At 73.9% G+C, this 12,455-nt stretch carries 11 protein-coding genes; 6 read left to right on the forward strand and 5 right to left on the reverse strand.

All coding sequences use genetic code 11. The annotated features are described in order from the left end of the window. Nucleotide 1 precedes the first annotated feature (1 nt). The 3 genes from E2B92_RS23810 to E2B92_RS23820 all read right to left on the reverse strand — a co-directional run bounded on the left by E2B92_RS23810 (nucleotide 2) and on the right by E2B92_RS23820 (nucleotide 4,604). On the reverse strand, nucleotides 2-1,384 hold the full coding sequence (locus E2B92_RS23810; RefSeq protein ID WP_126888912.1) for a CitMHS family transporter: 1,383 nt from the start codon (nucleotides 1,382-1,384) through the stop codon (nucleotides 2-4). Between the two features lie 119 nt (nucleotides 1,385-1,503). Further along, nucleotides 1,504-3,699: a molybdopterin oxidoreductase family protein gene (locus E2B92_RS23815; RefSeq protein ID WP_126888911.1), complete on the reverse strand. Its 2,196-nt coding sequence runs from the start codon at nucleotides 3,697-3,699 to the stop codon at nucleotides 1,504-1,506. 257 nt (nucleotides 3,700-3,956) lie between these two features. Further along, the gene (locus E2B92_RS23820) at nucleotides 3,957-4,604 is read right to left on the reverse strand and encodes a TetR/AcrR family transcriptional regulator (RefSeq protein ID WP_126889129.1); all 648 of its coding nucleotides are present in this window, start codon (nucleotides 4,602-4,604) and stop codon (nucleotides 3,957-3,959) included. A gap of 137 nt (nucleotides 4,605-4,741) precedes the next feature. Here E2B92_RS23820 and hmgA point away from each other — a divergent pair, with 137 nt between their 5' ends. The 3 genes from hmgA to E2B92_RS23835 are packed head-to-tail and all read left to right on the forward strand — an operon-like array spanning nucleotide 4,742 to nucleotide 8,071. Further along, nucleotides 4,742-6,076, forward strand: coding sequence for a homogentisate 1,2-dioxygenase (gene hmgA, locus E2B92_RS23825; protein WP_126889128.1), 1,335 nt, complete (start codon nucleotides 4,742-4,744; stop codon nucleotides 6,074-6,076). A 31-nt stretch (nucleotides 6,077-6,107) separates the two neighbouring features. Continuing rightward, nucleotides 6,108-6,857, forward strand: a complete 750-nt coding sequence (locus tag E2B92_RS23830) for a GntR family transcriptional regulator (RefSeq protein ID WP_126889127.1) — start codon at nucleotides 6,108-6,110, stop codon at nucleotides 6,855-6,857. A gap of 14 nt (nucleotides 6,858-6,871) precedes the next feature. After that, nucleotides 6,872-8,071 (forward strand): type ISP restriction/modification enzyme, encoded by a 1,200-nt coding sequence (locus E2B92_RS23835; protein ID WP_126889126.1) that lies wholly within the window; start codon nucleotides 6,872-6,874, stop codon nucleotides 8,069-8,071. Here E2B92_RS23835 and E2B92_RS23840 read toward each other — a convergent pair. Continuing rightward, a complete protein-coding gene (locus E2B92_RS23840; protein WP_126889125.1) occupies nucleotides 8,068-8,826 on the reverse strand; it encodes a TetR/AcrR family transcriptional regulator in 759 nt (252 codons plus the stop codon). The two genes, E2B92_RS23835 and E2B92_RS23840, sit on opposite strands and share 4 nt — an antisense overlap. 63 nt (nucleotides 8,827-8,889) lie before the next feature. On the opposite strand from E2B92_RS23840, the gene E2B92_RS23845 reads away from it, so the two are divergent. The 3 genes from E2B92_RS23845 to E2B92_RS23855 all read left to right on the forward strand — a co-directional run bounded on the left by E2B92_RS23845 (nucleotide 8,890) and on the right by E2B92_RS23855 (nucleotide 11,912). Next, nucleotides 8,890-9,828 (forward strand): ATP-binding cassette domain-containing protein, encoded by a 939-nt coding sequence (locus E2B92_RS23845; protein ID WP_126889124.1) that lies wholly within the window; start codon nucleotides 8,890-8,892, stop codon nucleotides 9,826-9,828. Continuing rightward, nucleotides 9,825-10,631 carry an ABC transporter permease gene (locus E2B92_RS23850; protein ID WP_133087681.1) on the forward strand — a complete coding sequence of 269 codons (807 nt, stop codon included), beginning with the start codon at nucleotides 9,825-9,827 and terminating at the stop codon, nucleotides 10,629-10,631. The genes E2B92_RS23845 and E2B92_RS23850 overlap by 4 nt, the downstream gene beginning before the upstream one ends. A gap of 84 nt (nucleotides 10,632-10,715) precedes the next feature. Further along, nucleotides 10,716-11,912 (forward strand): CaiB/BaiF CoA transferase family protein, encoded by a 1,197-nt coding sequence (locus tag E2B92_RS23855; protein ID WP_126888822.1) that lies wholly within the window; start codon nucleotides 10,716-10,718, stop codon nucleotides 11,910-11,912. A gap of 104 nt (nucleotides 11,913-12,016) precedes the next feature. Here E2B92_RS23855 and E2B92_RS23860 read toward each other — a convergent pair whose 3' ends face one another. Continuing rightward, nucleotides 12,017-12,280 carry a hypothetical protein gene (locus tag E2B92_RS23860; protein ID WP_126888821.1) on the reverse strand — a complete coding sequence of 88 codons (264 nt, stop codon included), beginning with the start codon at nucleotides 12,278-12,280 and terminating at the stop codon, nucleotides 12,017-12,019. Nucleotides 12,281-12,455 lie beyond the last annotated feature (175 nt).

Raw genomic sequence — 12,455 nt, forward strand, 5'->3', positions numbered from 1 at the left:
GTCAGACGATGCCGAAGAGTATTCCGGCGCCGAGCACCACCAGCGAGGTGAGCGCGGCCCACTTCACGGTGAACCGGGTGTGGTCGCCGAACTCCACCTTGGCCATGCCGACCAGGACGTACACGGCGGGCACCAGCGGGCTGGACATGTGCAGGGCCTGGCCCACCAGGGAGGCGCGGGCGATCTCCAGCGGTGCGACGCCGTGCGCGGCTCCGGCCTCGGCGAGGACGGGCAGGACACCGAAGTAGAAGCCGTCGTTGGACATGAAGTACGTCAGCGGCAGGCTCAGCAGGCCGGTGACGAGCGCCATGTGCGGGCCCATGGCGTCGGGGATGGCGCCGACGAGCCAGTCGGCCATGTGCTTGACCATGCCGGTGCCGGTGAGGACGCCGGTGAAGACGGCGGCGGCGAAGACCATGCCGGCGACGTTGAGGACGTTGTCGGCGTGGGCGGCGATGCGGGCCTTCTGGTCGGGCATGTGGGGGAAGTTGACCGTGAGGGCGAGGGCCGCGCCCAGGAGGAAGAGCACCGGGATGGGCAGCAGCTCCATGATCATGGCGGTGAGCAGGCCCACGGTGAGGGCCGCGTTGAACCAGTACAGCCTGGGGCGGAGGGTGGGGCGGTCCGGGTCGAGTCCCTGGAAGCCCTCCACGGCCTCCGGCCCGTCCGCGGCGCCGCCGGTGGTGGTGGTCCGGGGACGCTCCTCTCCCCCGCCGGTGGCGACCAGCACGGTCTCGGTCCGGGGCTCCAGGGCCTCGTCCAGCGCCAGGTACCCGAGACGCTTGCGCTCACGCCGCCCCAGCACGTACGCCAGGGCGAAGACGAAGAGGAGGCCGACGCCGAGTGCCGGGATCATCGGGACGAAGATGTCGCCGGCGTCCAGCTTCAGCGCCGTGGCCGCGCGGGCGGTGGGACCGCCCCAGGGCAGGGTGTTCATCACGCCGTTGGCGGTGGCGGCCACGCCCGTCATCACGACCAGGCTCATCTTCAGACGCTTGTAGAGCGGGTACATCGCCGACACGGTGATCATGAAGGTGGTCGAGCCGTCCCCGTCCAGGGAGACGATCGCGGCGAGCACCGCCGTACCGACCACGACCCGCATCGGGTCGGCCTTGCAGAAGCGCAGGATGCCCCGGACGATCGGGTCGAAGAGGCCGACGTCGATCATCACGCCGAAGTAGACGATGGCGAACATCAGCATCGCGGCGGTGGGCGCGAGGTTGCCCACGCCCTCGATCACGTAGTCGCCGAGCTGTGCGCCCTGTCCGACGAGGACGCAGAAGAGGGCGGGGATGAGGACGAGCGCCGCGATCGGCGACATCTTCTTCATCATGATCAGGACCAGGAAGGTCGCGATCATGGCGAAGCCGAGGACTGTCAGCATGGAGGACACCTAACGTTCACCCTTGAACTCCACCGGGGCGGCGGCCCGGATGACGTTAGGTGCCTCATTTGGCGCTTAACAAGATGTTGACGCGTGAGCAATACGAGCAAAAGCCCAGGTCATAGCGCTGGTGATACGTGGACCGGGCAGCCGTTGAGCACGGCGGTGCCGGACAGCGGGTCGAGCCGGGTCCCGTCCAGGAGCTGGTTGACGTTGACGCCGGGGCGGGCGGCGGCGACCGTCATCCGCGTCCCTGGCCGGTCGTGTCCCCAGCCGTGCGGGAGGCTCACCACGCCCCTCCGCACGGTGTCGGTGACCTCCACCGGGACCGTCAGCTCCCCGCCCTCGGCCTTGACCCGGGCGGGCGCGCCGTCGGTGAGGCCGAGGCGGGCCGCGTCGTCGGGGTGGACCTGGAGGGTGCAGGTGTTGGTGCCGCCGGTGAGGCCGGGGACGTTGTGCATCCAGGAGTTGTTGGAGCGCAGGTGGCGGCGGCCGACGAGGACGAGGGGGTCGCCGGGGGCGCCCAGGGCGGCGCGCAGCCGGGGCAGGTCGGCGGCGATGGGGCCCGGCAGCAGCTCGATCCGGCCGCTTCGGGTCTTGAGGACTTGCGGGACGCGGGACCCCAGCGGGCCGAGGTCGATGCCGTGCGGCGCCTCCCGGAGCCGGTCCAGGGTCAGGCCGTACGGGCCCAGGCGCAGCATCAGGTCCAGGCGCCGCTCGGCTCCCGTACGGCCGGTGAGGCGGGCCGCGTACGCGCGGGGGTCCTCGCCGTGAGCGGGTGAGTGCGGTTCGGTGACGGCCTTGGCGAGGGTGCGTTCGATGACCATGTCGTCGACGGCGCCCGGGTCGGCCCCGTACATGCCGGTGACGGCCAGGATCAGCCGGGCGTGGATCTCGCACTCGTCCATGCGGCCCGGCTCCAGGGGGACGGGCGCGGGGGTGTAGCGGGCCTGGTTGCGGACGGCGAAGCCGTTGAACGCGAAGTCGAAGTGGGCGCTCTGCGAGGGCGGCGGCGGGGGCAGGACCACGTCGGCGTGGCGGGAGGTCTCGCCCAGGTACGGGTCGACGCTCACCATGAAGTCCAGTTGCCCCAGGGCCCGGTCGAGGCGGTCGCCGTCGGGTGCGGAGAGCACGGGGTTGGCGGCGACGGTGATGAGCGCGCGGACGCGGCCCTCCCCGGGAGTCTCGATCTCCTCGGCCAGGGCGGCCATGGGCAGTTCGCCCTTCGTCTCCGGGTGGCCCGACACGCGGCTCGACCAGCGCCCCAGCGTGAAGCCCTTGCCGGGGCCCGTCGGCCGGGGCGCGGGCACGGTGGCGGAGAGCGGGAACAGGGCGCCGCCCGGCCGGTCGAGGTTGCCGGTGAGGATGTTGAGGACGTCGACGAGCCAGTTGGTGAGGGTGCCGTACGCGACGGTGCTGCCACCGATCCGCCCGTAGACGGCGGCCGAGGGTGCGGCGGCCAGCTCGCGGGCGAGCTCCCGGACGGTCGCGGCGTCCACGTCGCACGCGGCGGCGACCGCCTCGGGAGTGAACTCCCGTACGGCGGCCTCCACTTCCTCGAACCCCTCGACGTGCTCGGCGAGCACCCCCGGGCCGGTGAGGTCCTCGGCGTACAGCACGTGGACGAGGGCGGCGAGGAGCAGGGCGTCCGTGCCGGGGCGGATGGCGACGTGCCGGTCGGCCAGGCGGGCGGTGCGGGTGCGGCGCGGGTCGACGACGGTGAGGGTGCCGCCGCGCCGGCGCAGCGCCTTGAGCCTGCCGGGGAAGTCGGGGGCGGTGCACAGGCTGCCGTTGGACTCCACCGGGTTGGCGCCGATCACCAGCAGGTGGGCGGTGGTGTCCAGGTCCGGGACGGGGACGGCGAAGGGGTCGCCGAACATCAGCCCGCAGGAGACGTGCTTGGGCATCTGGTCGAGCGTGGAGGCGGTGAACAGGTTGCGGGTGCGCAGGGCGCCCAGCAGGACGGGCGGGTACAGCGCGCCGGCCATGGTGTGGACGTTGGGGTTGCCGAGGACGACCCCGACGGCGTCGGCGCCGTACTGCTCGACGAGGGGCGGCACCCGGCGCGCGATCAGGTCGAACGCCTCGTCCCAGGTCGCCTCCCGGAACGCGCCGCCCTCCCGTATCAGGGGCGTGCGGAGCCGGTCCGGGTCGGCGTCGAGTGCGCCGAACGACGCGCCCTTGGGGCAGATGAACCCCTGGCTGAAGACGTCGTCCCGGTCGCCGCGCGCACCGGTGACGCGGGTGCCGTCGAGGGTGAGGGTGAGTCCGCAGGTGGCTTCGCAGAGCGGGCAGATGCGGAGGGCGGTGGGCATGGGGCCTCCCGGGGCGGCGGCGTTGACGGGGACGCGCGGACCCCGCCGAGCATACCGACCGGTAGGCATGCTGGCGATGGTCCGGAGCGGACGCATGCGGCGGGGCTGACCGGCCGGCCGGCTCGGCCCGGAGGGGAGGGGTGGGGCGGGCGGACGGGCGCCGGTCGGGTCCGCCCCGAGGACCGGCGCGGGGCGCGCTTACAAGAGGACGGGCGCCGGGTCGGATCCGGTCCGCCCCGAGGACCGGCGCGGGGGGTTCAGTCCGGGAGGACCGGTGCCAGATAGGCCCGCAGCAGGGCGCGGGTCTCGTCGATGAGCTCCTGGTCCCCGGGTGGTCCGGCCCGGAAGGCGAGCTGGAGCAGCGCGTCGGTGGCCTCGACGGCCACGAGCACCTTGCGGCGCAGGGTGGCGTCGGCGGTGCGACCGAGGTGGGCGGCGAGCAGTCCGCAGATCCGGTCGGCGACGAGGTGGTTGACGAGGTGGTCGGCCGCGCCGTCCGGGCCGCCGGCGGAGCCCTCCCCCGGGTCCGCGGCCGACACGGGTACGCCGAAGTCGACGAGCCCGAAGCCGGGGACGGTGCGCTTCATGGCCAGGTACTCGTCGAGGACGACGTCGACCACGGGGCCACGCGGCGGGCCGGCGAGGCGGGCCGCCACGCGCTCGGCGTAACGGTCGAGGTTGCGGTGGGCGAGGGCCGCGGCCATGGCGCGCTTGTTGGAGAAGAAGCGGTAGACCGATCCGATCGGCACGCCCGCGCGCACGGCGACGTCGCGGGTGCTCAGCTCCTCGTAACCGGCCTCTTCGAGGAGTTGTGCGCAGGCGTCGAGGATGCGGGTCAGACGCTCGGCGCTGCGCCGCTGCACGGGCGTCCGGCGGAGCGGAGGTGGCTCGGGCACGGGGTCCATGATGCCGCGCCGCGCCGCCGGAACCGGCGCCCCTCCGGAATCGTCCAAGGCCCACCCCCCGTTGACGTGGGCGTCGCGGAATCCTACGGTCTTCCATAGGATTCCATTGGGGCAGGCCGAGCGAGGAGCGGGCGACGATGACGACGGACGGCACCGGGCAGGCGCGTGAGGACGCGAGGAAGATCGCCGAGGCGCTGGAGTACTCCTCCGGCTTCGGCAACGAGCACAGCTCCGAGGCCGTGCCGGGCGCCCTGCCGCTCGGCCGGAACTCGCCCCAGCGCGCCCCGCTGGGGCTGTACGCCGAGCAGCTCAGCGGCTCCGCGTTCACCGAGCCACGCGCCCACAACCGCCGCTCGTGGCTCTACCGCGTCCGCCCCTCGGCCGCGCACCCGGGCTTCACGCGCACCGGCAACGGCGCCCTGCGCACCGCGCCCTTCACCGAGAGCGTCCCCGACCCCAACCGGCTGCGGTGGAACCCGCTCCCGGACCCGGCGCCCGGCACGGACTGGCTGGCCGGCCTGTGGACGCTCGGCGGCAACGGCGACGCCACCCAGCGCACCGGCATGGCCGTGCACCTCTACCACGCCAACGCGTCCATGGACCGGGTGTTCAGCGACGCCGACGGGGAACTGCTGATCGTCCCGGAGCGCGGTGGCCTGCTGCTCCGCACCGAGCTGGGCCTGCTGGCCGCCCGCCCCGGCGAGGTCGCACTGATCCCGCGCGGGATCCGCTTCCGCGTCGAACTGCTCGACGAGACCGCCCGCGGCTACGTCTGCGAGAACTACGGGCAGCCCTTCCAGCTCCCCGACCTGGGCCCGATCGGCGCCAACGGCCTGGCCAACCCGCGCGACTTCCGGGCGCCCGTCGCCGCCTACGAGGACGTGGAGGGCGAGGTGGAGGTGGTGAACAAGTTCTGCGGCAACCTGTGGACCGCGACCTACGGCCACTCCCCGCTCGACGTCGTCGCCTGGCACGGCAACCACGTCCCGTACGTCTACGACCTGCGCACCTTCAACGTCATCGGGACGATCTCGTACGACCACCCCGACCCGTCGATCTTCACGGTGCTCACCTCGCCGTCCGACACCCCGGGGCTCGCGGGCGTCGACTTCGTCGTCTTCGCGCCGCGCTGGCTGGTCGGCGAGGACACCTTCCGCCCGCCGTACTTCCACCGCAACGTGATGAGCGAGTACATGGGCCTGATCGAGGGCGCGTACGACGCCAAGGCCGAGGGGTTCGTGCCCGGCGGCGGCTCGCTGCACAACATGATGTCGGCGCACGGCCCGGACCGCGAGACCTTCGACCGGGCGAGCGCCGCCGAGCTGAAGCCGCAGAAGATCGACGACGGCCTGGCCTTCATGTTCGAGACCCGCTGGCCGGTCACGGCCACCGCCCAGGCGGCGAACGCCGACCACCTTCAGCGGGGCTACGACGACGTATGGCAGGGTCTGGAGCGCCACTTCCGGCCATAAGCTCGTCAGGCCATCGTCGTACGGAGTTGCCGTGACCGCCTTCGCCCCCGACTCGCTGGTCCTGAACCGCAAGCTCCCGCTGTGGTACCAGGTCTCGCAGTCCCTGCGTGCCTCCATACTCGGCCGCGCGCCGGACGCGTCCCTGCGCCTGCCCACCGAGGAGCAACTGGCCGCGCACTACGGGGTCAGCGTGCTGACCATGCGGCAGGCGCTGAAGGAACTGGAGGCCGAGGGGCTGATCAGCCGGCACCGGCGGCGCGGCACCTTCATCGAGCCGGGCGCCCGGCGCAGCGCCCCGCGCCGGCTGCTCGGCTCGATCGACGCGATCGTGGCGCAGCAGTCGGGTGAGCGGACGACGATTCTCGGCCACGGGGAGGACAAGGTGCCCGGCGACCTCGCCGAGCACTTCCCCGGTCTGACCGACGTGGTCACCTACCGGCGGCTGCGCTGCGACGGCGACAGCGGCGAGCCGACGAACTGGGCGGAGAACGCGGTGCGTCCCGAGGTCGCGGCCCGGATCGACCTGGCCGACCTGGAGCGCTGGCCGATGACGAAGGTGCTGCGGGACGCCGTCGGGGTGCGCATCAGCCGGATCACCGACACCGTGGAGGCGCGCCTGGCCGACCCGGAGACGGCCGACCTGCTCCAGGTCCCGCTGCTGTCGCCGATCCTGCACTACACGGGCGTGACCTACGACGAGGACGGGCGGGTCGTGGACGTGGCCCGCATCCGCTACCGGGGCGACCGGTTCTCCTTCACGGTCACGGTGGAGGCGGACTGAGGGCGGTCACTAGCATGCGGCGGGTGATGGAAGACGTGCCGCTGCTGGACGACCTCATGCCCTGGTCCGTGGCGCCGCTGCGGCTGGGGCGGTCCTGGGTCGTCGCCCCGGACGTGCGCACCCTCAAGTCCCGCTGGGACGCGCTGGTGCGGGCCGAGGGGGACGAGCGGGAGGCGCTGTTCGGGCCCACCCGGGCGCGTACGCTCACGAGTTCGGTCGCCGCGCTCCCCGGGCAGCGGACCGGGACGGCCCGGTTCGCACGGGAGGCGGGGCCCTGTCCCCAGCCGGTGCGCCTCGCGCACGGACCGTTCGACGAGCAGTGGCTGCTGCCGGACCACCGGCTGCTGGACGTGGCCCGCCCCGAGCTGTGGCGGGTGGCGGACGAGCGGCAGTTGTTCGCCGTCGAGCAGGGGTACGTGCCGCAGGCGCCGGGGCCCGCGCTGCTGGTGACGGGCGCGCTGCCGGACGGCCGCTCCCCGGCCGGGCGCCCGGGCCGCATCCGGCCGCTGTACCGGCGCCCGGGCGGCCGGGAGCCGAACCTCGCGCCGGGGCTGGTGGAGCTGCTGGGCGCGCGGTACGGCCGCGCGGTCGCGCCCGAGGAGGTGCTGGCCTGGGCGGTGGCCGCCGCCCGCCCCTCCCCCGCCGGGTGCGCCGTCCCGCTGCCCGCCGACCCCGCCGTCTGGGCGGCCGGCGTGGCGGTGGGGCGCCGGATGACGGACGTCCAGCTCCGTGGCGCGCGGGGCGGTGAGCGGCCCCGGCTGCCCGGTGGTCGGCGCCCCTACGTCCGCGCCGCGCTCCCGGCGCGTCCGGCGGCACTGGCGTACGAGGCCGGGGAGGAGACCCTGCTGGTCGGCGACGGCGGCCGGATCGCGCCCGTACCGGCCGAGGCGTGGGACTACCGGGTGGGCGGGGTGCGGGTGCTGGAGCTGTGGTTCGCGCACCGCACCGCCCCCGCCGGGCCGGGCACCCTGGACGCCGTCCGCCCGGCCGCCTGGCCCCAGGAGTGGACGTCCGAGCTGCTGGAGCTGATCACGGTGCTGACCCTCCAGGCACAGCTCGAGGAACGGGCCCCGGACCTGTCCGGCACGGACACCCTCACCCGTGCCTGCCTCCGCGCGGCCGGGGTCCTGCCCGCGCCGGAGGCGGCCCGCCGCCCCGCCTCCGTGCTGGACAGCGAGGAAGAGGGCCCCGAGGGCCAGCTCGCGCTGCTCTAGGACGCGCCTTCCGGACCGCGCCCTGCGGAACCGGAGGACCCGCCCGGGCCGGCGAAGGAGTCCAGCACCCGGCGCAGCGTGCGCTCGAAGACCTCGTCCGCGTCGCCCGGTTCGGGCGCCCGGGACAGCAGCGCCGCGAGCCTCGGGTACGCGCCGCTCGACACCTGGCGCATCAGGTACGCCGTGCGCACGGCCTTCTCGCGCTCCTCCGACCAGGGCAGCCCGCGGCTGCGTTCCGCCATGGCGAGCTCGTTGGCGACGGTGGCCATGACGGTGCCGTTGACCATCGCGATCAGTTCCATCTTGGTGCCGGGCGGCGCGTCGAGCGGGGCGAGGACGCCCAGGCAGTGCTCCAGGTAACGCAGCGCGTTGGGGCCGAAGGCGTACGCGGTCGACATCACCCGCGTCAGCCACGGGTGCCGGTACATCAGCGCCCGGGTCTGGTGCCCCAGCTCCAGCATGTCGGCCCGCCAGTCCCCGCTCGGAGTCCCGGGCAGTTCGTACTCGCCGCTGACCGCGTCGATCATCAGCTCGTACAGGTCCTCCTTGCGCGGCACGTAGTTGTAGAGCGACATCGTGCCGCAGCCCAGCTCGGCCGCCACGCGCCGCATGGACACCCCGTCGATGCCGTCGGCGTCCGCGATGCGGACCGCCGCCGCCGCGATGTCCGCGCGGCTGTACGCCGGTCTCGGGCCGCGGCCCGTGCGCTCGGGGCGCGCCCAGATCACTTCCGGTTCGGACGCTCGGCCCGCCATGGATCACCACCTCTCGCACCATCCTAGTTACGTACACCGTACGTAGTGAGGTACGGTCCTCCCATGACGACTACGTACGCTGTACTTAGTGAAGGTCTGGAGAAGCGCTACGGGGACGTGCGCGCCCTGCGCGGGCTCGAACTGGCCGTCCCGGAGGGCAGGGTGTGCGGGGTGCTCGGGCCGAACGGCGCCGGGAAGACCACGGCCGTCCGGGTCCTGACCACGCTCACCGCACCCGACTCGGGCAGCGCCCGGGTCGCCGGCCACGACGTGGTGCGCGACCCGGCCGCCGTCCGCCGCCACATCGGCGTCACCGGCCAGTACGCCTCCGTGGACGGCGACTTGACGGGCGCCGAGAACCTCCGGCTGTTCGCCCGGCTGCTGCGGGCCCCGCGCGCCCGGGCCGACGAGCTGCTGGAACGCTTCGGGCTCGACGAGGCGGCGGGGCGCCCGGCCCGGACGTACTCCGGCGGCATGCGGCGGCGCCTGGACCTGGCCGCCAGCCTGCTGGTGCGGCCCCGGGTGCTCTTCCTGGACGAGCCGACGACCGGCCTGGACCCGCACAGCCGGAACGCCATCTGGGACGCCGTACGGGGGTTGGCGTCCCAGGGCACGACCGTGCTGCTCACCACCCAGTACCTGGAGGAGGCGGACCAGCTCGCCGACGACATCGTCCTCGTCGACGAGGGGCGCGCCGCCCACACCGGCACGCCCGCCCAGCTCAAGGCGCTCGTCGGCAGTTACGCCGAGGTCGTGGTCGCCGACCCGGCCGGGCTGCCCGCCGCCGCGGCCGTCCTGGACCGGCTCACCGGCTCCCTGCCGGTCCTGGACGCGGACGCGCGCACCGTCGGGGCCGTCACCACCGACCCCACGCTCACCCTGCCCCGCGTCGTGCGCGCGCTGGACGCGGCGGGCGTGCTCGTCGTCGACGCCTCCCTGCGCCCGCCCACCCTGGACGAGGTGTTCCTCCGCCTCACCGCCCGGACGGAGGCCGTGGCGTGAACGCCCTCGTCCACGACGGGACCGCCGTCCTCGGCCGGCACCTCCAGCGCGTCCGGCACGCACCGGCGCTGCTCGTGATGACGCAGACGATGCCGATCGTCTTCCTGCTCTTCTTCGGGTACGTCTTCGGCGGCGCGCTCGCCATGCCGGGCACCGAGTACCGCGCCTACCTGGTGCCGGGCATGCTGGTCGCCACGGCCGCGAACGGCATCATGACCGGGATGTTCACCGCCGCCCAGGACTCCCACCGGGGCGTGATGGACCGCTTCCGCACGCTGCCGATGAGCCGGGCGGCCGTACCGCTGGGCCAGGCCGCGGCCGATCTGGTCACCACGGCCGTCGGGCTGGTGCCCCTGATACTGGTGGGGCTGGCGATGGGGTGGCGGATCGAAGGGAGCGCGCTCGGGGCGCTGGGCGCCTTCGCCCTGCTGGTGCTGTTCCGGTTCGCGACCACCTGGGTCGGCATCCTGCTGGGGCTCGCCTCGCGCAGCGAGGAGGCGGCGGGCCAGCTCGGCAGCGCCACCTTCATGCTGCCGCTGCTGTCGAACGCGTACCTCCCGACCGACGGCATGCCCGACTGGCTGCGGACGGTGGCCGAGTGGAACCCGATCTCGGCCGTGACGACGGCGGTACGGGACCTGTTCGGCAACGCGCCCGTACCGGACGGCGCCGCCTGGCCGGTCGCCCACCCGGTGGCGGGGGCGGTGGGCTGGTCGCTGGCGCTGCTGGTCGTGTGCGTGCCGCCGGCCGTGCGGAGGTACGCGGCACCGGAGGGCCGGGCGCGGGTGAGGCGCGGGAGGTGAGTCGCGGGGGGAGGCGGGGGTGAGTCGCGGGGAGTGAGTCGCGGGGGGTGACAAAGGTGGTACGTACACGATAGGTACGGCGTCATGAGCACTCAGCCGCCGCCCCTCGCGGGTGTCACCGTCGTCGCCGTCGAGCAGGCCGTCTCCGCCCCGTTCGCCACCCGCCAGCTCGCCGACCTGGGCGCCCGGGTCATCAAGATCGAGCGCCCGGACGGCGGCGACTTCGCCCGCGGCTACGACACCGCGGCGGCCGGGCTGGCCTCGCACTTCGTCTGGTGCAACCGGGGCAAGGAGTCGGTCGCCGTGGACCTGAAGGACCCGCGGGGCATCGCGGTGGTCCGCCGGCTGGTGGCGGGCGCCGACGTGTTCGTCCAGAACCTGGCGCAGGGGGCGGCGGCCCGGCTGGGACTGGACGCCGCCACCCTGTGCGCGGCGCACCCCCGGCTGATCGCGGTGGACATCTCCGGGTACGGGGCCGGCGGCCCGTACGCGCACAAGCGGGCCTACGACATGCTCGTGCAGTGCGAGGCGGGGCTCGTGTCGGTGACCGGGACGCCGGACCAGCCGGTCAAGGCGGGTATCCCGGCGGCCGACATCGCGGCGGCCATGTACGCCTTCTCGGGCGTGCTGGCGGCGCTGCTGCGGCGGGCGACCACGGGGCGGGGCGGGCCGGTGGAGATCTCCATGCTGGAGTCGCTGGCCGAGTGGATGGGGCATCCGCTGCACCACGGGATGCACGGGGGCACGGCCCCGGCGCGCACGGGAGTCGCCCACGCCGTCATCGCGCCGTACGACGCCTACGCGACGGCCGACGGCGGCCAGGTGCTGCTGTCGGTGCAGAACGACCGCGAGTGGAGCCGACTGGCCGCACAGGTGCTGGGCCGGCCGGAGCTGGGCGACGACCCGGCGTTCGCCACCAACACGGCCCGGGTGGCGCACCGCGAGAAGACGGACGCGGTGGTGGCGGGGTCACTGGCCCTGCTGACCACGGCGGAGGCGGTGGCCCGTCTGGAGGGGGCGGGCATCGCGTGCGCCCGCCTGAACACGGTCGCCGACGTGGCGGCCCATCCCCAGCTCGCGGCACGGGACCGGTGGCGGGAGGTGGACACCGCGGTCGGCCCGCTGCGGGCGTTGCTCCCGCCGATCACCTTCCCCGATGGCGCCGAGGCGCGGATGGGCGCGGTGCCGGCACTGGGCCGGCACACGGACGAGGTACTGCGCGAGCTGGGCCTGACGGACGACGAGCGGGTGGCGCTGCGACGGGAGGGTGTGGTGGCCTGACGGGCTGCCCCACCCTCGCCGCCCCCGGACATCGCGGGGACGGCCGGGACGGCGGGGCGTCCGGACGCGTGGGACGGGGCGGGCCGGGCGTGCGGGCCCCGTCGTCAGGCGTGGTTGCCGAAGAGCGAGCGGCGCAGGCGGCGCAGCGGCGCGAAGAGCCTGACGCGCGCGCTCTTGCTGGTGCGGGTGTGGGCGACATCACGCGTCGTCAACTCCCGCATGAGCAGCGTCGCTTCGGCCGACTCACGACGCGGGACGGCCGGACCGCCCAGCACCGAGAGATGGCGGTCGAGGCGCGTGCTGGTCGCGCTGCTCCCGCACGTGATCGCAGGCACCCGTGGCCTGCTGCGCACCGTTATCTGTTCCATGTCACTCCCCACCCGTACGAGGGCACCCGGCCGCTGCAGATTAACCCTATCCTCCCCGCATCACACGCGTGTATCCCGGTGGCGGGATTCACCACACATGTACGAGGGTTGACGACTACCCTCCGAATACAACTGATTTCAGCGCGAGTTGGACACGTTCCCCTTCGCGGCGGCT

This window comes from Streptomyces sp. WAC05374 (assembly GCF_004353505.1).
Lineage (GTDB): Bacteria > Actinomycetota > Actinomycetes > Streptomycetales > Streptomycetaceae > Streptomyces.